This window comes from Plantactinospora sp. KBS50, assembly GCF_002285795.1.
In the GTDB taxonomy this organism is placed as follows: domain Bacteria; phylum Actinomycetota; class Actinomycetes; order Mycobacteriales; family Micromonosporaceae; genus KBS50.
The window spans coordinates 5,637,472-5,659,875 of sequence record NZ_CP022961.1 but is presented as its reverse complement, the minus strand read 5'-3'; the positions used below and the strand labels follow the sequence as shown (position 1 = coordinate 5,659,875).

Here is a 22,404-nt window from a genome sequence, read left to right as displayed (position 1 = left end):
CGGTCGTCAGCCGGGCGCTCGTACCGCCGGCCGGCGTCGATGCTCCTCGGGGGTGCCCAGCGGCAACACCTTCACCCGCTGCCGTCCTGATCGCACGGCGCCGACGGTGGACAGCGCGCGGGCCAGCCCGAGGGCGGCGTCCCGGTCGTCGGCCCGCACGGTCTGCCGGCGTGGCTCCGGGTGGTCCTGTTCGTCCCGCAGCCGCCCGCCGTTGGCGAGGGCGGCGGCGAGGTCATCGTCGGCGGCTGCGCTGATTTCGGTGCGTACGACCAGAAACCGCATGAGTGGCTCCGAGGAAACCGAGTCGCGTTTCGTGGAACTTCCACGAGTTCCTGAAATATGGTCACGCCGCTTCGGGTCCCAGGCAAGTCGGTGGCCTCGATCGACTGCATGAACACCCGATCGGGTGAACCCGGTCGGCCATCGGGAGCCCGACGGCCGGAGGGCCGCCGGCTCCCGATCGGGGAACCGGCGGCCCTCAACAGCCGGAACGCGTCCTGGGGTCCGTGTCGAAGCCCTCGGTCGAGCCGAGGACTTCGACACGGACCCGAGGGTGTGTCTTGTGGATCCCGCTCCGCCGAGACCCCGCAGGACACTAGTTCAGGTCGAACTCGCCGTCCTTGGCGCTGGCGATGAAGTCGGTCCACTGGGTACGACCGAAGATCAGTACGGGTCCACGCCGGTCCTTGCTGTCCCGGAGGGCAACCGGGTCCGTGCCGCCACCGAGCGGGGCGACCTCCACACAGTTGGAGGTCTGGCTGCGGGAACTGGTCCGCCAGGGTGCGGCCAGCAGCGTGTCCTCGCCGAGGGCGGGCATCAGGGTCCGGGTTTCGTTCATGAGGTACTCCTGGTCTCCATGCTGTACAGGGCGAGCGACCGGCGACCCGGCTTCCGTGCGCCCACCGGAGCGCTCACTGCTCTGTGAGCCGGTCGACACGCGGGTTGCGTTGGGGCGGCGGTAGTGCGGCGCCCCGTACCCGGGCTCCGGAGTCGGTACAGCCGGAACCACGACCCGCCGCATCGGCCAACCACGACAGTGTGGCGTCGGCCGAGAGTGCCGCCGCTTGCAGCCACTCGAACAGCACTTTATAGCCGTTGAGTTCTTTACGCTCCGAAACCATGAAATTCAGGGAAAGTCCCTCTATAGCCACCGTTTCCGGGTCCCGCGGGTCCGCGAAGCGGTAGAGCGAGAAGCCGGTGTGCGGCAGGTAGTAGCCCGGCATCAGGGCGTCCTGCGGCAGGATCTGGATCGTGACGTGCGGCAGGGTGGCCAGTTGGCACAGCCGGGTCAACTGGCCGCGGATCACCTCCGGCGCACCGGCCCGGAAGCCCAGCGCGGCCTCCTCGATGATCGCCGTGTAGTCCGGCCGCTCGTCGTCCTCGTTGAGCAGCGTCTGCCGGGCCAGCCGGGCCAGCACCTCGGTGTCCGGGTCGTCCGCGCCGCCCGCGTCGGACTCGTCCGGCTCGTGCAGCGGCTGCGACGAGACGAACCGGACCCGGGCGTACTCCTGGGTCTGCAACAACCCCGGAATGATCACCGGGCTGTACTCCCGGATCTCCGCGCACCCGGCCTCAAGCTCGGCGTACTGCCGTTGCCGGGCGGTCATGGTCGGATAGCGGCGCAGCCACGAGCGCATGTCCCGGGCGTCCCGGGTGATGTCGAGCAGCTCGCCGCGTTCGGTGCCGGTCACCCCGTAGATGTCCAGCAGGTCGTGTACGTCCCGCAGCTCCGGCCGGCTGCGTCCGTTCTCCAGCCGGGACAGCTTGGACGCCGAGGCCCAACCGATCCGCTCGATGACCTGATCGCCGGTCAACCCGGCGGCCTCGCGGTGCCGGCGCAGCTCCGTGCCCAGCCGGATGCGGCGGCGGATCGGACTCTGCTGTTGAGGAGGCATGGGATCTCTCTTTCGATCGATCGTCTAATCCCCGGGCGCTCGAAAGGTTGATCACCCTCCGAAACGCGCCCCCCACGGTAAGTATGTGGGCGGCCATTCTGCCGCATCTTCCGTCTCCGCCCGCGTGTCTGGTCGTTGCGGGGCAGTCGGAAAACCAGCCAGCACCCCGCTCGCCCTGGGATGTCCCGACAGTTTCTAGAACGCCGGGATGATGGCGAACGTGGTGGTCTGCGGCGAAAGCCAAATGACGGATTAGCGACGCGAGTCGCGGCGCCCGCCTGAGACGGACGCCGCGAGACCCCGGGCCGGGCGCCTACCCGACCCGCATCCGGCCGTGGGCCGGTACGCCGGTTCAGCCGGCGATGCTGGCCAGCCGCTCCTTGACCTGCTTGATCGACGGGTTCGTCAGCGCCGAGCCGTCCTCGAACCGGATCGTCGGGACGGTCTGGTTGCCGCCGTTCACGCTCATCACGTACTCCGCGGCGGCCGGATCCCGCTCGATGTCCACGACCCGGTAACCGATGCCCTCCCGGTCGAACTGCGACTTGAGCCGGTGGCAGTAGCCGCACCAGGGCGTCGAGTACATGGTCAGCATGGGGGATCCTCCCGTGTTCGGTCCGCCGGACAGGCTATCCGCTGCAACGTCGGGGCGGGCTGCCATGATTCCTAGCTGTGGTGGCGAACTCAGCGGTGGACCGGGTACTGGACGGACTCGACCCGGAGCAGCGTACGGCGGTGACCGCACCCCCGGGTCCGGTCTGCGTGCTGGCCGGTGCGGGCACGGGAAAGACCAGGGCGATCACCTCGCGGATCGCGTACCGGGCCCTGACCGGCCAGATCGCGGCCCGGCACGTGCTCGCGGTGACCTTCACGGCGCGGGCCGCGGCCGAGATGCGGGCCCGGCTCGCGGCCCTCGGCGCGGCCGGTGTGCAGGCCCGGACCTTCCACGCGGCGGCGCTGCGCCAGGTCCGGTACTTCGCCCCCCGGCTGCTGGACGGCCGGGCCATGCCCGAACTGCTCGACAGCAAGGTCCGGCTGGTCACCCTGGCCGCGGCCCGGTCCGGGCTGCGCACCGACCGGGCCGCCGCGCGGGACCTGGCCGGCGAGATCGAGTGGGCCAAGTCGTCGCTGGTGGAGCCGTCCGAGTACGCCGTGGCGGCCGCCAAGTCGGCCCGGGAGACGCCGTTCGACGCGACCAAGGTGGCCGAGGTGTTCGCCGGGTACGAGCAGATCAAACGCGGCAACGGCGTGATCGACTTCGAGGACATGCTGCGTGCGGCGGTCTGGGGGATCGAGGAGCATCCGGACGTGGCCGAACAGGTCCGGGCGCAGTACCGGCACTTCGTGGTGGACGAGTACCAGGACGTGAACCCGCTCCAGCAGCGGCTGCTGGAGGCGTGGCTCGGCGGCCGGGACGACGTGACCGTGGTGGGCGACGCCAGCCAGACGATCTACTCGTTCACCGGCGCCACCTCCAGCTACCTGGTCGACTTCCCCCGGCACCGACGCAACGCCGTGGTGGTCCGGCTGGTCCGCGACTACCGCTCCACCCCGCAGGTGGTGGGACTGGCCAACACGGTGATCCAGCAGGCCCGGGGGGTCGAGGCGCGGCTGCGGCTGGAGTTGCGCGGGCAGCGCCCGGCCGGCCCGGAGCCCGACGTACGGATCTTCACCGACGAGCCGGCCGAGGCGGCCGCGGTGGCCGCCCGGTGCCGGCAGCTCATCGACGCCGGGACCCCGGCCCGGGAGATCGCGGTGCTGTTCCGCACGAACGCGCAGTCCGAGGCGTACGAGAAGGCGTTCGCCGAGGCCGCGGTGCCGTACCTGGTGCACGGCGCGGAGCGGTTCTTCGAGCGGCCCGAGGTGCGGCAGGCGATGGTGGCGCTGCGGGCGGCGACCCGGAGCACCCCCGGCGAGACGCCGCTGGTCGGCGCCGTCACCGAGGCGCTCGCCGCGGTGGGCTGGGCGCCGGACGCACCGCCGCCGGGCGGTGCGGCGCGGGAACGCTGGGAGGCGCTGTCCGCCCTGGTCCAGCTCGCCGAGGAGTACGCGGCCAGCCCGGTGGTGCTGCCGATCGGCGAGGCCGCCACGGTGGAGCGGTCGGTGAGCCTGGCCGACTTCTGCGCGGAGTTGCAGCGCCGGGCCGCCGAACAGCACGCACCCACGGTCGAGGGTGTGACGCTCGCCTCACTGCACTCGGCGAAGGGCCTGGAGTGGGACGCGGTGTTCCTGGTCGGCCTCGCCGACGGCACGCTGCCCACCTCGTACGCCCGGACCCCGGACCAGGTCGAGGAGGAGCGGCGCCTGCTCTACGTGGGGGTGACCCGGGCGCGGGAGTGGCTGTGGCTCTCCTACGGCTCCGCCCGCTCGCCCGGCGGCCGCGCCCGCCGGCCCTGCCGGTTCCTGCCCCAGCTCGACCGCTCGGGCGGCGAGCGCGGCGGCCCGGCGGGCGCCGCCGGCGGCACCCGGGCCGAGCGGCGGCGGACCCGGGCGGTGTCCTGCCGGGTCTGCGGCGCCACGCTGCTGGCCGGGACGGACCGCAAGCTCGGCCGGTGCGCCGGCTGCCCGTCCGACCTCGACGAGGACCTGTTCGAGCGGTTGCGCGAGTGGCGGATCCGGGTCGCCGGCGCCCAGCAGGTGCCGGCGTACGTCGTCTTCACCGACGCCACCCTGACGGCGCTGGCCGAACGCAAGCCCGAACGGCCGGAGGAACTGCTGGCGATCGCCGGCATCGGGCCGCGCAAGCTCGGGCTCTACGGCGACTCGGTGCTGGCCCTCGTGGCCGGTGCGGCGGTCGACGATCTGGCTCCGGAAAAAACTTCCCCGAACGAGCCGTAAAACCGTTTGCCCTTGCCCGGCCCTGAGGCATAGCCTCAGGGCACACCTCGACGAGCGGCGTCGTTTGCGCTGCTTACGGGGTGGGTCGACGTTGGTTACGAGCGAAGAGTAGGAGGCGATTCCGGTGGCAACGACGTACTCGTACGAGCGGCCCACGGCGCTGCCTGCTGCCCTCGCTCCGATGCCGGGCGCCCGGATGACTCCGATCGCCGGCACTCCGTGGGCTCCGCAGGCGCACCAGGTGTCCGCGCGGTGCGAGTGGCTTCTGGTCCGGCCGCTCGCAGGAGTTCAGGGGACCAATGGGTTCGCGGGTAAGGGCGATCCGGCCAGCAAGCCGGCCATGGGCGCCCGCGGCGTTCCACCTCGAGGTAGACCACCGGTCTGATCCACAGGCCACCGGCTCACCTCGAGGCCGCGGAACCCGCTACCGGGATCCGCGGCCTCAGTGTTTGTACGGCACTTACAGCGATCCACGAGATCGATCGAGAGAGAGGTGACCGGGCGATGAGTCTGGCGTTGGCCCCCTCGACCAGCAGGTCGAGCTGGAGGCGAACCTGCCCTGCCGGAAGTTCGACCCCGACCTGTGGTTCTCCGACTCGCCCGCCGAGCTGGAACTCGCCAAGTCGATGTGCGGGGACTGCCCGCTGCGACTGGAGTGCCTGGCTGGTGCGGTCGACCGGGCCGAGCCGTGGGGTGTCTGGGGTGGCGAGATCTTCGAGCGTGGCGCGGTCGTTCCGCGCAAGCGGCCCCGTGGCCGGCCACGCAAGGAGGACGCCGCTCGGGACGCGGCCCTGCGGGTCGAGACCGAGACGCGGTTGGCGAACAGCGCTGCCGCCGCGCCTCGCAGCAGCGTCCGGCTGGCGGCCTGACATGGCCCTGTTCAGCGTTCTCGCCGGCACCGCGCCGGTGACTACCCACGAGATGAAGACCGTTTCCCCGCAGCGAACCGGAGTCAGCGAGATGTATCTCATCCACGAAGCACTATCCAAGGTGCGAATGCGTCGGCCTCAGGCCGGTCGTCGCAACACGAGCACTGAGGCAATCCGATCCGCCCGCACCATCGCGCTGAAGGCACACCAGACCTCGGCGCGGGAGTTGGGCCTCTTCTGATCCGTACGTGGGCGTGGCCGTTCCGGCGACCACGCCCACCCGAAACCACGGGGGCACGTCCGGCACGGGCGTGCCCCCGTACCGTTTCCGTCCGCGCCGCCGCCCGTGCTCCGCGCCGCGGCCCGTGCTCCGCGCCGCGGCCCGTGCTCCGCGGCGGGTGGCCGGTCAGCCGACCGGAGCGAAGCCGGGCAGCCACCGTTCGAGGATGGCCCGGTACGGCGCCTTCGCCTCCAGTTGGCAGAGCACCCCGATGGATCCCAGCGTGACCCGGTGGATCAGCAGGTACGACGGCGGCAGGTTGAGCTGCCGGCCCAACTGGTAGGCCGGCGACCGGGGGTTGGCCAACCGGGCGGCCTCGCCGCGCAGCCACGCCCGGGAGAACCGGAATTCCGGCACGGTGAGCGGTTCGAGCATGGGCAGCAGGTAGTCAAGGATCGCCGGGGCGTCGATCGGGTCGGCCGTCCTGATGAAGCCCTCGGCCCGCAGCCCGTCGACCACCCCGTCCGCGTCGCCGGAAAGCGCCAACCGGACCAGCCGGCCGATGGGTTCCGGCGTGCCCTCCGGCAGCCGGGCCACGGCGCCGAAGTCGATCACGCCGAGCCGGCCGTCGGGCAGCAGCCGGAAGTTGCCCGGGTGCGGGTCGGCGTGCAGCAGGTGGGCGCGCATCGGTGCGGACAGGTGCAGCGTCGCCAGCACCGTGCCGGCCCGGTCGCGTTGCTCCTGCGTGCCGTTGAAGATGATTTCGGACATCGGGGTGCCTTCGACCCACTCGGTGACCAGCACCCGCGGCGCCGCGGCCAGCACCTCCGGCACGAAGATGTCCGGGTCGCCGGCGTACGCGGCGGCGAAGGCGCGCTGCGACTCCGCCTCCAGCCCGTAGTCCAGCTCCTCGGCGATCCGGTCGCGCAGCTCGGCCAGGAGCGGCTTGATGTCCAACCCGGGCTGGAGGGCCCGGAACATCGCGCCCAGCCGGGAGAGCTGGCGGAGATCGGCGAGCAGGGCGTCGCCGGCCCCCGGGTACTGCACCTTGACCGCGACCGGTCGCGGGGCCGTGGCCACCGTCCCGGCGGACCGACCGCGTCGTCGGGTGCCGCGACCGGTCGGCGGCGGGCCCTGCCAGATCGCCCGGTGCACCTGGCCGATGCTCGCCGCCGCCGCCGGAGCGTCGTCGAATTCCACGAAGTGGGAGCGCCAGTCGGGGCCGAGCTGTTCCGCGAGGACCTTGTGCACGCTCGCCACGGGCAACGGCGGAGCGGCCTCCTGGAGCTTGGTGAGCGCCTGGCGGTAGGGCGCCGCCATCTCCTCGGGCAGGGCGGCCTCGAAGACCGACAGCGCCTGGCCGAACTTCATGGCGCCGCCCTTGAGCTGGCCCAACACGCTGAAAAGCTGCTCGGCGGTGCGCTGCTGGATCTCGGCGGAGATCACCTCGGAGGCCAGACCCGTGACCCGCTTGCCCATGCCCAGGACGGTGCGGCCGGCGAAGCCGAGCGGCAGCGCGGCGAGCTTGGCGGTCCGGGAGACGGCCCGGCGCGGGATGTCGGTCACCAGATCATTGTGACCGACGCTTCGCGTTGGCGACTGCGATGCGCCCGGCCTCGTACCCAGTCAACTCCGCGGAACCGCCTGGCCGGGCGGTCGAAGGGGTGGGTCGGATCCGGTCAAGGAGGTCATAACGGTCGAGTCGGGCCGGCGGCGCCCGCTCGACCGGCCGCGCCGGGAGCAGGCGCAGCCCGGATGGGGCGGCCAGGCCCGATGCCGGATCCGGCCCGACCCGTCGAGCTCCGCGGCCCCGCCCGTGGTCTCGGGCAGGCCGCCGTCCAGGTGCCGGAGGATCTCGGCGGTGGCGTAGCCGGTCGCGGCCAGCAGCGTCGGCGTCGTGCAGGCCTGCAAGGGCGGCCGCGCGGCGAGCTGGGCGGCCAGCACGGGCCAGCCCGGGTCACGGTCCTGGCGGTGCAGGTCGAGGCAGTGCAGGCACGGCCGGCCGAGGGCCGGGACGAACGGTCCGATCACGGCCACGCCCTCGCGGACGTCCACCAGCAGGTGCGGCTGCCGGCGCTGCGCGTACCGGGCCGCGACCAGCGCGGCGGGCCGGTCGGTGCCGACCTGGACCACGAGGTCGGCCCGGTCCCGGCGGTCCGGGCCCACCCGAACGGCCGGAACGATCCTGGTCAGGGCGTCGGCCACGGCACCGCTGCGGTCCCGCCCGATGTCGCCGGCCGACAGCCCGGCGCCGACCAGGTCGGCCGGCTCCACCCGACCGGGCAGATCGACCGTGATGTTTCCCACACCGGACTGCCCGACCGCGACGGCGATGGGCGCCGCGAGCCGACCGCGCCCGGTGACCGCGACCCGGGCGGCGTTTCGCCGCCGGAGCACCTGGGCGGGCGATGCCGCCCCGGTGGCATCGGTCAACGCGATCGCCACCGCCTCGGCGAGCAGCCGGCGGCGGTCCTGGTCGGCGAGGCTGGTCGGCAACAGGGCCGCCGCGCCGAGCAGCAGGCCGGCCGCGCGCAGGTGCTCCAGCAGGGCGCGGGCGTCGGTCCTGGGTACGCCGAGCCGGACGGCCGCGTCCAGCACCCCGCGTTCGCTGTGCGCGCCGTCGAGCAGATCGAGCAGCCGGGCGAGCAGCGGGTTCGGCACCTCCAGCAGGATCGCGCGGTCGGGGTGGAGGCCGAGTTGCAGCGTGTGCCGGTCCCGCCAGAGTCGGGCCAGCCCGGGCAGCAGGGTGGGGCGGAGCAGGGGAGCGGACGCCATGACCGACAGCCTGTCACCGTTGCCGGACCCTCCGCCGATCGTTGTCCACAGGCGGACCCCCGTACACCGAGGGTTATCCACAGCTTTTCCGAGGTTATCCACAACCGGCGGGTAGCGCGGCGGTCGCGGCTGGTGACGACCGGTGGCCGGGCGGCATCAGGCGCGCGGGCATCATGCTCGGGCCGGCTTCGGGCGGGGGTCGGCTTCAGACGAAGGCCGGCTTCGGGCGGGGGCCGGCTTCAGGTGAAGGCCGGCCTCAGACGAGGGCCGGCATCACGCGAGGGGCGGCCGAAACCGGCCGCCCCTCGTGGATGTCCTGTTCCGGGCGGATCAGACCTTCGCCTTGCCCAGGATGCGGTTCACTGTTGTGCCGCAGACCGGGCACTTGCCCTTGGCCATGTTCATGCCCGTCTTCGAGACCTCGACGTGGCCCTCGAAGTCGCGCTTCTCCTTGCACTTCACGCAGTACCCGTTGTAGGTCTGGGCCTTGTCGGCCACGGCGCTCCTCCTCGTTCTTTGTTCGCCGGAGTGGGTCCGGCGCTCCCGCGTGGTGGCCCGCGGCCGAGCCGCGCGGAAGATCTCCGCGGCCACGCCAATGGCCGCTGGTTCGCGGACCCTACCCAGGTCGGGGCGGATCCATGTCAGATTTCGCGGACACTGTGAATTAGTTGACGGTCAGAGTGTGCATGCCGGAATAGGTCGGATAAGTCAGTTTCGCAGTGACACGCCGGATGAAGCGTCGCAGAGACCCCATCCGAGTGGGCCCCGTCGTGGTGGCGTGAACCGTGATCGCTTACCGTTGGGGTTAACGAAGCCGTGGACGGCCCGAACGCGAATCAGGGACGCGAGGTCGGAAATGCCGCCCGCGTAGTTCACCGACGCCGCCAAATTTTTTCAGGACAAGTCGCCTCGAACCGGTACTTTCCGTGCTTCACTCATCCGGTTGACCCTTGCGGTGAGTGACCCACTACCCATTAGCTTTCCTTCGTGAAGCATTTCCCGGGCCCTACCGGCTGCTGATGGCCGCGGCCCGCAAGCCGGTCGTCGAGGTGCGGCGCAGCCAGCGCCGCCGCCGGACGGTGTCCGCCTACCGGGACGGCGAGCGGGTCGTGGTGCTCATTCCCGATCAGTTCTCCCGCGCCGAGGAGTCGGAGTGGGTGGACCGGATGCTGGCCAGGCTGGCCGCCCGGGAGGAGCGGCTGAGCCGGTCCGATGACGAGCTGCTGGTCCGGGCGCAGCGGCTGATCGGCCGCTACCTGAGCGAGCACGGCCGGGCGGCGGTGCCGACCAGCGTGCGCTGGGTGACGAACCAGAACGGCCGTTGGGGCTCGTGCACGCCCGCCGACCGCACCATCCGGATCTCCCACCGGATCCAGGAGATGCCCGACTGGGTTATCGACTACGTGCTGCTGCACGAGCTGACACACCTGCTGGTCCCCAGCCACAACGCCCGGTTCTGGTCGCTGGTGAGCCGTTACCCGAAGGCGGAACGGGCGCGAGGCTATCTGGAGGGGGTCGCCGCGGCCAGCGGCGCCGTGCTCGGGGAGTGACCCGGCGCCGACCGGCGACCGTCCCGCCGCTGCCCGTTGGCAGATGCGGCCCGTTGGTGGATCCGGCGGACAAGCCCTAGGGTCGGCGGCATGGTGCGCAGACTGGTGGTGGCCGTGCTCGGACCGGTCGACTGGTCGCCGCCGGGTGCCGACCCCGAGCGCTGGCGCCGGGTGCTCGCAGAGGACACCGTGGATCTGCTGGCCACCGTGGCGCAGGCGGATGCCGCCGTCGCCGTACTGCCGGCCGACCGGCCGCTGGCCGCGGAGATCGGCTGGCCGGGCATGCCGGTGTACGTCGTGCCGGACCGATCGGTGCGGGCGGTGGCGGCGATGGCCGAGCGGGACGGCTACCAGCAGGTCGCGATCATCCCGGCCGACGCGCCGGACCTGCCGGGGCTGGTGCTGGCCAAGCTGCTGCGTCCGCTCACCACCCGGCCGGTCGCGGTCGCGCCGGCCGGTCCGGACCGGCCCGGCCTGCTCGGCGTCGCCGTACGGCTGCCCCTGCCCGACTGGCTGCCCGAGACCGACCTCGACGACGCGGACCCGGCGCGGCTGCGCGCCGCCGCGCCCAGTCCGGGTCAGGTGGTGGTGACGCCGGGCTGGCACCGCCTCCGCGCGGCGGCCGACCTGGCCGGCCTCGATCCGGCGCTGGAGGGCTGGGACAACACCCGGGCCCTGCTGTCCGGTTACCCGGCGGGCTGACGGGCCACCGGGCTGAAGGGCCACCGGGCCGACAAGGCGCGACCGGCGGTTCAGCCGGCCAACGGCGCGCGAACCGGCCACCGGCGGGCTGACTGCGAACCGGCCACCGGCGGGCTGACGCCGATCGGCCGTACGGTCGGTCGCTCAGCGGCCGTCGTCGCCGCCGTCGCCCGGCCGCTCGCCGCGGCCCGGCCCGTCCCCCGGCTCGTCGTCGTCCGTCCGGTCGGTGCGGTCCGCGCCGCGCTCGGTCCGCTCGGTCGCCGAGCCCTCCTGCGGGGCGGCCGAGTCGAAGTCGAAGTCGCCCAGATCCCCCAGGTCGAGCTGGGACCGGGCGAAGGACTGCGGATCGGCGAAATCGTCACCGGTCGGCAGCAGGTCCGGGTGCCCCACAGGGCGTCCCGGCCGCCGCTGCCGCGGTGCTCGGTGAGCGCCGCCCACAGGGTCGCCGCCTCGCGCAGCCGCCGCGGCCGCAGTTCGAGGCCGACCAGGGCCGCGAAGGTCTGCTCGGCCGGACCACCGGCGGCGCGCCGGCGCCGGAACGCCTCGGCCAGCCGTACCCCGTTGGGCAGCCGGTCGCCGACCGCGCTGTCCACCACGTGCCCGACCCAGCCCTCGATGAGCGCGAGGGCCGTCTCCAGCCGGCTCAGCGCGGCCCGCTGGGCCGGCGAGTCGTCCGGGGTGAAGATCCCCTCCAGCGCGATGGCCTGCATCGACTCCGGGTTGCCCGGGTCCATCCGACCCATGGCCTCCTCGATGGCCTCCCGGTTGACCGTGATGCCCGAGGCGTACGCCTCGACGGCGGTCAGCACGTGCCCGCGCAGCCACGGCACGTGCCCGAACAGCCGCTGGTGTGCGGCCTCACGCAGGGCCACGTAGAGGCGTACCTCGTCCTCCGGCAGCTCCAGCCCGGCGCCGTACTCGCGGATGTTGGCCGGGACGAGCGCGGCCGTGCCGGCCGGGCCGAGTGGCAGCCCGATGTCGCCGGCCGAGAGCACCTCGGCGGCGAGCGAGCCGAGCGCCTGGCCCAGTTGGCCGCCGAACAGCGCCCCGCCGAGCGTGCTGATCATGGACTGCATGGGGCCGAGCTGGGCGCGTGCCTCCGGCGGGACCAGGTCGCCCATGGCGGCCACCATCCGGGCCGCCACCGGATCGCAGAGCCGGCGCCACACGTCAAGGGTCTTGTAGATCCACTCGTTGCGGTTCCACGCGACCGAGTTCGTGATGCCGGACGGCAGCGCGGAGACCGGCTCCAGCCACAGATCGGCCAGGCGCAGCGCCTCGACGACCGCGTTCCGTTCGTACGGGTTCACCGCCGGATCCCCGGCGGAGGTCAACTGGCTGGCCGCCACCTGCCGGGCCAGGTCCCAGTTGACCGGGCCGCCCCCGCTCGGCGCGGCCAGCAGCTGCTGCAACTGCGCCATGAACTGCTGCATCTGCTGCGGATCGTTGGGGTCGGGCGGCTGCCCACCCGGGAGCGCGAAGCCGAACGGAATATCAGGCACAACACCACGGTACGCGGGTCCCGCCGCCAACGGCCCGTCCCGCGTTCCGCTCAGCGCGAAGTCGGCTGGCCGCCGGTTCGGACCGAACCGCCGTGGCCGTCCGATCGGGGCGGCGGCGCTCGGTACGCTCTGCCCCATGAGACGTCGCGGTGTCACGGTCCTCCTCGGCGCGGTGATCACCGCACTGCTCGCGGTCGGCGTCCTGAGCGTGCCGGTCCCGTACGTCGTGCTCGGCCCCGGCCCGACCGTCAACACGCTGGGCACCAAGGACGACAAACAGGTCATCCAGATCTCCGGGACCTCGACCTCGACCTCCACCGGCCAGCTCCGGCTCACCACGGTGGGCGTGCAGCCGGACGTCGGCCTGCCGGCGGCCATCGCCGGCTGGTTCTCCCCGGACGAGGCAGTGGTGCCGCGGGAACTCATCTACCCGCCGGGCCAGACCCAGCAGGAGGTGGACCAGCGCAACCAGGAGGACTTCGCGGCCTCGCAGACCAGCGCCGAGACGGCCGCGCTGCGCAAGCTGGGCTACCCGATCCAGATCGTCGTCAAGACGGTGACCGCGGGCGGGCCCTCCGACGGGGTGCTGAAGGTCGGCGACCAGATCACCAGCGTGGACGGCCAGCAGGTGCCGACCGCGACCAGACTCACCGAGATCATCCGGGTCAAGCCGGCCGGTACGACGTTCCAGGTCGGCTACAGCCGGAACGGCTCGCCGGCGACCGCCAGCCTGACCAGCCGGGCCGAGAGCGGTCAGCCGCCGCGGATCGGCGTGGAGATCGAGCAGAAGCAGCCGCACCCGTTCGAGATCAAGATCGACCTGAACGACATCGGCGGGCCGAGCGCGGGGCTGATGTTCACCCTCGGCATCATCGACAAGCTGGATCCGGAGGACCTGACCGGCGGCCGGATCATCGCGGGCACCGGGACGATCGACGACGACGGCAACGTCGGCCCGATCGGCGGCATCCCGCAGAAGCTGGTCGGCGCCAAGCAGGCGGGGGCCACCGAGTTTCTGGTGCCGGCCGACAACTGCGCCGAGGCGGTGCGCAATTCGCAGCCCAACCTGCCGCTGCTGCGGGTGACCTCGCTGGACGACGCGCTGGCCGCCCTGGACACCCTCCGGCACGGCGGCCAGCCGCCGCGGTGCTGATCCGGAACCGGTGCTCGCACCGACGCGCGGGACCGGTGCTCGCACCGACGCGTGCGGCCGGGGCAGGTCACGCTCAGGAACACCCCGTACTCTAGGTGGCCAGATCACCAGCCGAGCGGGTGGAGCCGACACGTGGTAATGCGAAGCAGCCCCCTTCCGAGGATGAGCCGGCGGGGCCGGGCCACGGTCGCGGTGCTGGTCGGAGTGTTTCTGTTGTTCACGCTGCTGGGCTGGGGCGTGAACGCGTGGACCGACTGGCTGTGGTTCGACGAGGTCAACTTCACCCAGGTCTTCACCGACGTGCTGGTGACCCGGCTGGCGCTGTTCGGCGTGATCGGCGCGGTGACGGCGCTGGTGCTGGGCGCCAACCTCTGGCTGGCCCACCGGTTGCGCCCGATGCTGCGCCCGCACTCGCCCGAGCAGGTCGCCCTGGAGCGCTACCGCGCCCTGCTCAGCCCGCGGATGCGCCGCTGGATCCTGATCGTCTCGCTGGTCATCGGCTTCTTCGCCGGGCTGTCCGCGCAGGGCCGCTGGACCCAGTGGATGCTGTTCCGCAACGGCGGCAACTTCGGGGTCAAGGATCCCGAGTTCGGCATCGACATCGGCTTCTACGTCTTCCAGCTCCCGTTCTGGCGCTACCTGCTGGGGGTCGGCTTCACCATCGTGGTGCTCTCGGTGCTCGGCGCCCTGGCGGTGCACTACCTGTTCGGCGGGGTGCGGTTGCAGGGCGCCGGGGACCGGATGACGAACGCGGCGCGGGCCCACCTGACCAGCCTGGTCGCGGCGTTCGTGCTGCTCAAGGCCGTGGCGTACGTGCTGGACCGGCGGGCCATGCTGCTGGAGTACAACGAGAGCGCGAAGCTGTACGGCGCCGGCTACGCGGACATCAACGCGCTGCTGCCGGCCAAGGAGATCCTCGGCTACATCTCGATCGTGGTGGCCGTGGCGATCATCGTCTTCTCCAACGCGATGATGCGGAACCTGGTCTGGCCCGGCATCTCGCTGGCGCTGCTGGGCATCTCGGCCGTGGCCATCGGCGGCATCTACCCGTGGGCCGTGCAGACCTTCGAGGTGAAGCCGAGCGCCAAGGACAAGGAGGCGCCGTACATCCAGCGCAGCATCGACGCCACCCGGACGGCGTTCGCGCTGACCGACACGAAGATCACCCCGTACAGCGCGGCCAACCTGACCCCGCCGGCCAGCCTGGCCACCGACACCTCGGTGGTGCAGAACATCCGGCTGCTCGATCCACAACTGGTCTCCGAGACGTACACCCAGCTCCAGCAGGTGCGCAAGTTCTACGACTTCGGCTCGAAGCTGGACGTGGACCGGTACACCTTCGACGACAAGACCCAGGACTACGTGGTCGGGGTACGGGAGATCAACTACCGTGAGCTGACCGACCAGCAGAACAACTGGATCAACCGGCACACGGTCTTCACCCACGGCTACGGCCTGGTCGCGGCGCCCGCGAACCAGGTGGCCTGCGGCGGTCAGCCGTTCTTCGTGGCCGGCTCGCTGGGCGACGACGAGAAGGACCAGCAGGTCTGCTCCTCGCCCACCGAGCGGATCTCGCCCCAGCAGCCGCGGATCTACTACGGCGAGCGGATGGGCGACGGCGACTACGCGATCGTCGGGCAGACCAACGCGGACCGGAACGTGGAGTTCGACCGGCCGACCGGAGCCGGCGACGAGCAGAACTACACCTACGACGGCGCCGGCGGGGTGTCGATCGGCTCGTTCGGTCGCCGGCTGCTCTACGCGATCAAGGAGCAGGAGAGCAACTTCCTGCTCTCCGAGGCGGTGAACGACAACTCCCGGCTGCTGTACGTGCGCAACCCGCGGGAGCGGGTGCAGAAGGTGGCGCCGTTCCTCACCCTGGACGGCGACCCGTACCCGGCGGTGGTCGACGGCCGGATCCAGTGGATCGTCGACGGCTACACCACCGCGGCCACCTACCCGTACGCCGAACAGATCAACCTGCAGCAGGAGACCGCCGACGAGCTGACCAACAAGGGCACCTTCCAACTGGCCCGGGAGAACGTCAACTACATCCGCAACTCGGTCAAGGCCACCGTCGACGCGTACGACGGGACCGTGCGGCTGTACGAGTTCGACGAGCAGGACCCGGTGCTCAAGGCCTGGAACAAGGCGTTCGGTGGCGACCTGGTGATCCCCAAGGCGGAGATCCCGCCGGAGCTGACGGCGCACTTCCGCTACCCGGCCGACCTGTTCAAGGTGCAGCGGAACCTGCTCACCCGGTTCCACGTGACCTCGCCCGGGGACTTCTACTCGGGCCAGGACTTCTGGCAGGTGCCCAACGTCCCGGACGCGCCGGACCTGGGGCAGCGGCAGCCGCCGTACTACCTCTACACGCAGTTCCCCGAGCAGGACGCGCCGCGGTTCCAACTGACCTCGGCGGTGACCCCGAACGGCCGGCAGAACCTGGCCGCGCTCATCTCCGGCTCGTACCTGGACGGCCGGCCCCGCATCGAGGTGCTGGAGCTGCCGGACCAGACCCGGATCTCCGGCCCGGTCCAGGTGCACCAGCAGATGACCAACAACGGTGACATCCGGCAGCAGCTCAGCACGCTGACCAGCGACCGCAAGGCCGATCTCCAGTTCGGCAACCTGCTCTCGCTGCCGTTCGGCAACGGCATGCTCTACGTCGAACCGGTGTACGTGAAGAGCAACCAGCAGAACTCCTCGTACCCGCTGATGCAGAAGGTGCTGCTGTCCTACGGTGACGGCGGGTCGTACGTGGTGCTGGCCGACTCGTTGAGCCAGGGCATCCAACAGCTCGTGGAGATGGGCAAGCAGGCCTCGGGCGGCACGCCGCCGCCGTCGACCGAGACCCCGCCGCCGTCGACGGAGAACCCGCCACCGGGCAGTGGGAACCCGCCCGAACTCACCCGCGAGCTGGCCGCGGCCGCGGACAAGGTGCAGGACGCGATCAACGAGGTCAAGGCCGCGCAGCAGTCCGGCGACTTCGAGCGGTACGGCACGGCGCTGAAGAACCTCCAGCAGGCGATGGACGACTTCACCGCGCTCACCCGCACCGCCGGTGCGGCCACCGGAACGCCCGCGCCGTCGCCGGCGCCGTCGGACTCCGGCGCGGCCGCTCCGTCACCCACGCCCAACGGCTGACCCCGCACCCGCCCGCACCAGCCCGGCGGGCCGCCACCACCCGGCGGCCCACCGGGCTGGCCGGCATCGTGCGCCGGAGCGCCGGAGCGCCGGAGCGCCGGAGTACCGGAGTACCGGAGTACCGGAGTACCGGAGTACCGGAGTACCGGAGCGCCGGCACCGCCGGCACCGCCGCTGCAACCCGATGGCACCGCCGACCGTTTCCCGGGCAGAGGTGTCGACGGGTGCGGGAGACGGGGTGGCGTCATGCGGGATGCGGCCAGCTTCGACGACTTCTACCGGAGCACGTCGCTGCGCACGCTCCGGTACGCCTACGCCGTGGTGGGGGATCGCACCGAGGGGCAGGACCTGGCCCAGGAGGCGTACACCCGGGCCTGGCGGCAGTGGCGCACGCTGGTGGCCCATCCGGCCCCGGAGGCGTGGGTCCGGCTGGTGGTGGCGCGGCTCGCGGCCGACCGCTGGCGGCGGCTGCGCGGCTGGCGGGTGGCCATGCGCCGGCTCGGCCCACCACCGGACGTGCGGCCACCCGGCGAGGAGACCGTGCTGCTGGTCGAGGCGCTGCGGCAACTTCCCGTGACCTACCGGCAGGCGCTCGCGCTGCACTACCTGTGTGACATGTCGGTGGCCGAGATCGCCGCGGAGACCGGCGCGGCGCCGGGCACGGTCAAGTCCTGGCTGTCCCGTGGCCGGCTCCGGCTTGCGGAGCTGCTGCCGGTCTCGCTCGACACGTTCGAGGAGGTCACCGATGTCAACTGAGCTGTCCCGGCTGTACCGGTCGCTGGCAACCGACGTACCGGCGGTGGAACTGGACCGGCCGGAGAGCCTGCGCCGGCGGGCCGACCGGCGGGCCCGGCGGCGGGCCGCGGCCGCCGTGACCGCGGTGGCCGTGCTGGTCGGCGGCACCGTGGTCGGCACCCGGCTGCTGGCCGCGGGGCCGAGCCCGGTCACGCCCCCGCCGGTGGCGTCGCCGACGACGCAGCCGGACCGCCCCTCCGTGCCGCCGTCCAACCCGGCGTCCGCGCCGCCGACGCCGCCCACCCCACCCGCCCCGACCGTCGCGCCCGGTACGCCGAGCGCCGGCGCCGGATCGGCGCGGAACGCCCAGCCGCCGACCGCGATCCCGGACCGGGCGTTCTTCGTACAGCCGGCCGCGACGAGCCACGGTGAGCAGCCGGTGTTCTCCACGGCCGGCACGTCGCTGCGCCCGCCCTGCGGCGGACCCGGGCCGGCGGGGGTGCTGGCCCAACGGACCCGGACGGTCGTGTACCGCTCGCCTGGCGCGTCCGCCGGGCGGGCGCCGGCCGGTACCGTCGGTCAGACCATCTACAGCCAGTCCGCCGGCCAGGCGGACGCCTACCTGCGGTGGCTGCGGGAGCGCATCCCGGCCTGCCCCACCTGGACGCAGGACGGCGTCACCCGCAGCCAGCAGGTGCTGCGGCAGTCCGGGCACGGTGACGCCGCGCTGCTGGTGGAGATCCGGCAGCCCGACCCGTACGTCAGCGACGCCACCGCCGCCACGGTGAGCAGCCTGGTCTGGGTGGTGCGGGTGGGCGACGTGCTCACCTTCCTGGTGGTCGAGGGCTGGGAGGGTACGTCCGCGGACCGCGCGCTGGCCGACGACTACGCCGACCGGGCGGACCGGGCGATCCGGGCCTGGCTCGGCTGAGCGGCGATCCGGGCCAGGAATGCCGCGAACCGGGGGGCGTTTTGCCGCCCCGGGAGCGGGTGCGCTAGGGTTGTGTCTACCGACGCGGGGTGGAGCAGCTCGGTAGCTCGCTGGGCTCATAACCCAGAGGTCGCAGGTTCAAATCCTGTCCCCGCTACTGGTCGGAAGGTCCTCCGGGATTCCTGGAGGGCCTTCCGTCGTTTTCGGCCCGGATTCCGCCCCCGATTGGCGGGCGTCCGGAACGTGATCTAGACTGGTAAGGCCGACGCGGGGTGGAGCAGCTCGGTAGCTCGCTGGGCTCATAACCCAGAGGTCGCAGGTTCAAATCCTGTCCCCGCTACCACGTGGTGAACGACTGAACCGCATCCCCGGCTTCCGGGGGTGCGGTTCAGTCGTTTCCGGTGTCGCTTCGCTGGACGAGCCTGGCGCTATCCGGTGTTCCGGCTCGTGTCGAGGGCCTGGCGCAGCTGACTGAGATGGCCTGCCAGCAGGTCGCCGGCGTGCAGCATGTGCTGGGCCATCGCTTCGCGGCTGGCTTCGGCGTCGTTGCGGGTGAGCGCGGTCAGGACCGTCGCGTGGTCCTCCGCCGACGCCTGTGGCCAACCCGCGATGGTGGCGTAGAAGCGACGGGGTACGTACCGCCCGCCGACGGACAACAGCCAGGCGATCTTGGGAGCATCCGCGATGTGATTGATCATCCAGTGGAAGTCGTGGTTGAGGGCTTCGACGCGGGCGGTCTGGCCCTGTTCCACGGCGTCGACGAGGGTTTGCTGAAGCCGTTGCAGCTCGTTGGTCTGCTCCGCGCTGATCCGCTGCGCCGCCCGTGCTGCCAACTCGCCTGCCAGCACGGCCTGTGCGGCGAAGACGTCCTGGATGTCGGAGGGGGACAGCGGGGCCACGGTGAACCCGCGTCGCTGCTCCAACTGCACGAACCCCTCACCCCGCAGGGCGAGTAGGCCCTCTCGAACCGGTGTGGTGCTGATCCTGAGATCGCGGGCAATTCGGTCCATGCGGATGAACTCGCCGGGCTGGAGCTGGCCGGTGAGGATCAGTTCGCGGACGTAGGAGGCGGCCTCGTCGTTGAGCTGGGGGCGGCGCTGCGGCGACTGGTCCGGCAGGCGGACTGTTTCCTGCAACGCGGGCAGGTCCCGGGCGACCGTGTTCAATCCCAGCTCCTGTTGTTCTGCCGGGGCCGGGTGATCGGGCTCCCGGGTCACAGGTCCAGCCCGCCGCGGCGGACCAGCTCCTTGACGATGATGTTGCGCTGGATCTCGTTGGTGCCTTCCCCGACGAGCATCAGCGGCGTGTCGCGATAGTACCTTTCCACATCGAACTCCGTTGAATACCCGTACCCGCCGTGAACGCGCAGCGCGTTGAGCGCGGCTTCCTGAGCCATCTCGGAGGCGAACAGCTTGGCCATCCCTGCCTCAAGATCGGCGCGCTGGCCCCGGTCGATTCGTTGCGCGGCGTGGAGGTTGAGCATCCGGGCGGCGGTGATGTTCGTGGCCATGCCGGCGAGGTAGTTGCCGATGCTCTGATGCTCGACGATCGGGCGACCGAAGGTGTGCCGCTCCTGGGAGTAGCGCAGCGCGTCGTCGAAGGCGGCGCGGGCGACGCCGATGGCGCGGGCGGCCACCTGTACCCGGCCGAGTTCGAGGCCGCCCATCATCTGGGCGAACCCGTGGCCGGGCTCACCCCGAGCAGCGCGTTGCCGGGTACCGGCATCTCGTCGAAGGAGAGCTCGCAGCTCTCGACCCCCTTGTATCCGAGCTTGGGCAGGTCCCGGGAGATGGTGAGCCCGGGTCCGGGTTCGACGAGCAGGATCGACACGCCCTGGTGGGCTGGGCGGCTCTGCGCGTCGGTCAGGCACAGCAGCGCGATCAGTCCGCAGTGCCGGGCGTTGCTGATCCAGGTTTTCGCCCCACTGACCGACCAGCCGCCGTCGCAGGGCCGGGCGACGGTTCGCATGGCTTGCAGGTCCGATCCGCCGCCCGGTTCGGTCAGGGCCATCGTGGCGCGCAGCCCGCCGGTCGCCAGCCGGGGCAGGTATCGGGAACGCTGCTCGTCCGTGCCGAACCGGCTGATCAGATGGCACACCACCGAGTGACCGCCGAACGCGCCGGCGAGGCTCATCCAGCCTCGGGCGAGTTCCTCGGTGACCAGCGCGTAGCACGCGGCGGAGACGTGGTACTCGCCGTACGGGGCCGGGACGGTCAGGCCGAACACTCCGAGCGACTTCATCTGCTCGATGAGCGACTCGGGATAGGCGTTGTCGTGTTCCAGCGGCCGGGCGACCGGTCGGACCTCGCGGTCGACGAATCGGGCGACCAGCGAGACTATCTCCTGCTCGTCAGCGTTGAGCGTGTCCATGGGGGCTCCTGTCGTCGGGCACCGGCGGGCGGGTGCCGGGGCCGTGGCCGCGCCGATAGACCAGTAGCGTGCGGCGGAAGGTGATCACGGGGATTCCGTCCTGGTTGCGGCCCGTGGTGCGTACGGTGACCACTCCCGCCTCGGGGCGGCTGGCGCTCGGCCGGACGGCGAGGACCTCCGATTCCGAGTAGAGCGTGTCGCCCTCGAAGACGGGGTGGGGCAGGCGTACCTCGTCCCAGGCAAGGTTGGCCAATACGTTCTGCGATACGTCTGCCACGCTCTGTCCGGTGACGATCGCGAGGGTGAGGCATGAGTTGACCAGCGGCCTGCCGAAGGGTGTCGCCGCGGCATAACGGTGGTCAAAGTGCAGTGGCGCCGTGTTCTGCGTCAGTAGGGTGAACCAGGAGTTGTCGGTGGAGTTGACGGTCCGGCCCAGGGCGTGCAGATATCGGTCACCGACGGTGAAGTCCTCAAGATGGCGGCCGTTCCATCCGGTGTGCGTGGTCATACGGTTCCGCTTTCGCGCAGGGCCTCGATGGCATCGCCGGTCAGGCCGAGTTCGCGGAGCAGGGTCTCGGTGTGCTGTCCGGGAGCCGGGACGGCGGGCATGGGCGGGGGTGGGCCGTCGTGGAAGATGACCGGCGGCAGGAGCGCCTCGATCTGTCCGGCGGGCGTCTGCACGGCCTGCCATCTGCCGCGCTCGCGTAGCTGGGGGTGGCTGAGGAACTCGGTCACCGAGCTGACCCTGGTGTTGGCGATGCCCGCGGCGTCGAGCCGGGCGGTCAGGGCCGCGCTGTCGAGGGTCGTCGTGACCGCGCGGATCCGCGCGTCAACCTCGGCGCGTGCGGCCACCCGGGCACTGTTGGTGGAGAGCCGGGGGTCGGTGGCCAGATCGGGTTCACCCAGCAAGCAGCGGCAGAGCCGGTCCCACTCGCGGTCGTTCTGGATGGCGATCATGACCGTGCCGTCCTTGGTCGGGTAGGGGCCGTAGGGGCTGATCGAGGGATGGGCCAGGCCGGCGTGCGGCGGATCCTGCCCGCTGCCGGCGGCGTAGGCGATCGGCTGGCCCAGCCACTCGGCCAGGCTGTCCAACAGGGACACCTCGAAGCTGCGGCCCCGGCCGGTGCGCGCGCGCTCGGTGACGCAGCTGAGCAGGGCCGTCAGCAGGTACATGCCACCGGCGACATCGGCCAGGGAGATGCCCGCTCGCAGCGGCTCACCCGGCGGGCCGGTCAGCCGGGCCAGGCCCGTATCACACTGGATGAGCAGGTCGTATGCCTTGCGTCCGGCATCCGGTCCGTCGCTTCCGTAGCCGGTCAGGTCTCCGGCGATCAGGCGCGGGTACCGCGCGGCGAGGGTGCGCGCGTCGAGTCCGAGCCGCGCGGCGGCACCGGGGGCGAGATTCTGCACGAAGATGTCGGCTCGGCCGAGCAGACCGTGAACGATCTGCTGGGCGGCGGGCCGCTTGACGTCCAGGGACAGTGACTCCTTGCCGCGGTTGAGCCAGACGAAGTAACTGGACTGGCCCAGCACCGAGCGGTCGTAGCCGCGGGCGAAGTCGCCGGCGCCGGGGCGCTCGATTTTGATGACCCGGGCGCCGAGGTCGATCAGCTGCCTGGTCGCGAAGGGGACCGCCACGGCTTGCTCCAGGGCGACCACCAGGAGCCCGTCGAGGGGTCCGGCTACGGGGGCGGCGTCGACCATGACGCTAGATCAT

At 71.7% G+C, this 22,404-nt stretch carries 20 protein-coding genes, 2 tRNA genes and 2 pseudogenes; 11 read left to right on the top strand and 13 right to left on the bottom strand.

Annotation, left to right across the window (positions count from 1 at the left end; all coding sequences use genetic code 11):
• Positions 1-6: 6 nt before the first annotated feature.
• The 4 genes from CIK06_RS24420 to CIK06_RS24405 form a co-directional block, all read right to left on the bottom strand.
• Entirely contained in the window at positions 7-282 is a 276-nt protein-coding gene (locus CIK06_RS24420; RefSeq protein ID WP_095566774.1) for a hypothetical protein, read from the bottom strand.
• 313 nt (positions 283-595) lie between these two features.
• Positions 596-838, bottom strand: a complete 243-nt coding sequence (locus CIK06_RS24415; RefSeq protein ID WP_095566773.1) for a DUF397 domain-containing protein — start codon at positions 836-838, stop codon at positions 596-598.
• Between the two features lie 73 nt (positions 839-911).
• Entirely contained in the window at positions 912-1,895 is a 984-nt protein-coding gene (locus CIK06_RS24410) for a helix-turn-helix transcriptional regulator (RefSeq protein WP_095566772.1), read from the bottom strand.
• 352 nt (positions 1,896-2,247) lie between these two features.
• Positions 2,248-2,490: a mycoredoxin gene (locus CIK06_RS24405; RefSeq protein ID WP_095566771.1), complete on the bottom strand. Its 243-nt coding sequence runs from the start codon at positions 2,488-2,490 to the stop codon at positions 2,248-2,250.
• 77 nt (positions 2,491-2,567) lie between these two features.
• On the opposite strand from CIK06_RS24405, the gene CIK06_RS24400 reads away from it, so the two are divergent.
• The 3 genes and pseudogenes from CIK06_RS24400 (at position 2,568) to CIK06_RS24385 (ending at position 5,843) form a co-directional block, all read left to right on the top strand.
• Positions 2,568-4,733: an ATP-dependent DNA helicase UvrD2 gene (locus CIK06_RS24400; RefSeq protein ID WP_095566770.1), complete on the top strand. Its 2,166-nt coding sequence runs from the start codon at positions 2,568-2,570 to the stop codon at positions 4,731-4,733.
• Between the two features lie 504 nt (positions 4,734-5,237).
• Positions 5,238-5,602, top strand: a pseudogene (locus tag CIK06_RS24390) (WhiB family transcriptional regulator).
• Between the two features lies 1 nt (position 5,603).
• Positions 5,604-5,843 (top strand): hypothetical protein, encoded by a 240-nt coding sequence (locus CIK06_RS24385; protein WP_232533838.1) that lies wholly within the window; start codon positions 5,604-5,606, stop codon positions 5,841-5,843.
• Between the two features lie 165 nt (positions 5,844-6,008).
• On the opposite strand, the gene CIK06_RS24380 is transcribed toward CIK06_RS24385, so the two are convergent.
• From CIK06_RS24380 to CIK06_RS30300, 3 genes are all read right to left on the bottom strand, one after another.
• A complete protein-coding gene (locus CIK06_RS24380) occupies positions 6,009-7,388 on the bottom strand; it encodes an AarF/ABC1/UbiB kinase family protein (protein WP_095566768.1) in 1,380 nt (459 codons plus the stop codon).
• Between the two features lie 60 nt (positions 7,389-7,448).
• The gene (locus tag CIK06_RS24375) at positions 7,449-8,597 is read right to left on the bottom strand and encodes a TOMM precursor leader peptide-binding protein (protein WP_095566767.1); all 1,149 of its coding nucleotides are present in this window, start codon (positions 8,595-8,597) and stop codon (positions 7,449-7,451) included.
• Between the two features lie 330 nt (positions 8,598-8,927).
• A complete protein-coding gene (locus CIK06_RS30300; protein WP_198347997.1) occupies positions 8,928-9,095 on the bottom strand; it encodes a DUF5679 domain-containing protein in 168 nt (55 codons plus the stop codon).
• Between the two features lie 521 nt (positions 9,096-9,616).
• On the opposite strand from CIK06_RS30300, the gene CIK06_RS24365 reads away from it, so the two are divergent.
• Both CIK06_RS24365 and CIK06_RS24360 read left to right on the top strand, forming a co-directional pair.
• Entirely contained in the window at positions 9,617-10,147 is a 531-nt protein-coding gene (locus tag CIK06_RS24365) for a M48 family metallopeptidase (RefSeq protein ID WP_095566765.1), read from the top strand.
• Positions 10,148-10,237: 90 nt separating this feature from the next.
• Positions 10,238-10,849, top strand: a complete 612-nt coding sequence (locus CIK06_RS24360; RefSeq protein WP_095566764.1) for a hypothetical protein — start codon at positions 10,238-10,240, stop codon at positions 10,847-10,849.
• A gap of 144 nt (positions 10,850-10,993) precedes the next feature.
• Here the strand turns inward: CIK06_RS24360 and CIK06_RS24355 are convergent.
• Positions 10,994-12,282 (bottom strand): annotated as a pseudogene (locus tag CIK06_RS24355) (zinc-dependent metalloprotease).
• Positions 12,283-12,487: 205 nt separating this feature from the next.
• Between CIK06_RS24355 and CIK06_RS24350 the strand changes: the two are divergent.
• From CIK06_RS24350 to CIK06_RS24325, 6 genes are all read left to right on the top strand, one after another.
• Complete coding sequence (locus CIK06_RS24350) at positions 12,488-13,504, top strand: PDZ domain-containing protein (RefSeq protein ID WP_095566763.1); 1,017 nt, start codon at positions 12,488-12,490, stop codon at positions 13,502-13,504.
• A gap of 132 nt (positions 13,505-13,636) precedes the next feature.
• Positions 13,637-16,651 carry a UPF0182 family protein gene (locus CIK06_RS24345; RefSeq protein ID WP_198347996.1) on the top strand — a complete coding sequence of 1,005 codons (3,015 nt, stop codon included), beginning with the start codon at positions 13,637-13,639 and terminating at the stop codon, positions 16,649-16,651.
• A 246-nt stretch (positions 16,652-16,897) separates the two neighbouring features.
• Positions 16,898-17,407, top strand: a complete 510-nt coding sequence (locus tag CIK06_RS24340; RefSeq protein WP_095566761.1) for a SigE family RNA polymerase sigma factor — start codon at positions 16,898-16,900, stop codon at positions 17,405-17,407.
• The gene (locus tag CIK06_RS32215) at positions 17,397-18,317 is read left to right on the top strand and encodes a hypothetical protein (protein WP_095566760.1); all 921 of its coding nucleotides are present in this window, start codon (positions 17,397-17,399) and stop codon (positions 18,315-18,317) included. The genes CIK06_RS24340 and CIK06_RS32215 overlap by 11 nt, the downstream gene beginning before the upstream one ends.
• Positions 18,318-18,400: 83 nt before the next feature.
• Positions 18,401-18,474, top strand: a tRNA-Met gene (locus CIK06_RS24330).
• A 109-nt stretch (positions 18,475-18,583) separates the two neighbouring features.
• Positions 18,584-18,660 (top strand) — tRNA-Met (locus tag CIK06_RS24325).
• A gap of 85 nt (positions 18,661-18,745) precedes the next feature.
• Here the strand turns inward: CIK06_RS24325 and CIK06_RS24320 are convergent.
• From CIK06_RS24320 to CIK06_RS24305, 5 genes are read right to left on the bottom strand one after another with little or no spacing between them, the layout of a single operon-like run.
• A complete protein-coding gene (locus tag CIK06_RS24320) occupies positions 18,746-19,483 on the bottom strand; it encodes a GntR family transcriptional regulator (RefSeq protein ID WP_198347995.1) in 738 nt (245 codons plus the stop codon).
• A gap of 47 nt (positions 19,484-19,530) precedes the next feature.
• On the bottom strand, positions 19,531-19,986 hold the full coding sequence (locus tag CIK06_RS31645; protein ID WP_232533837.1) for an acyl-CoA dehydrogenase family protein: 456 nt from the start codon (positions 19,984-19,986) through the stop codon (positions 19,531-19,533).
• On the bottom strand, positions 19,983-20,687 hold the full coding sequence (locus CIK06_RS31640; protein WP_232533836.1) for an acyl-CoA dehydrogenase family protein: 705 nt from the start codon (positions 20,685-20,687) through the stop codon (positions 19,983-19,985). Before CIK06_RS31640 ends, CIK06_RS31645 begins: the two co-directional genes overlap by 4 nt.
• Positions 20,668-21,195, bottom strand: a complete 528-nt coding sequence (locus CIK06_RS24310; protein WP_095566759.1) for a MaoC family dehydratase — start codon at positions 21,193-21,195, stop codon at positions 20,668-20,670. Before CIK06_RS24310 ends, CIK06_RS31640 begins: the two co-directional genes overlap by 20 nt.
• Positions 21,192-22,391 carry a CaiB/BaiF CoA-transferase family protein gene (locus CIK06_RS24305; RefSeq protein WP_095566758.1) on the bottom strand — a complete coding sequence of 400 codons (1,200 nt, stop codon included), beginning with the start codon at positions 22,389-22,391 and terminating at the stop codon, positions 21,192-21,194. The genes CIK06_RS24310 and CIK06_RS24305 overlap by 4 nt, the downstream gene beginning before the upstream one ends.
• Positions 22,392-22,404: the final 13 nt, after the last annotated feature.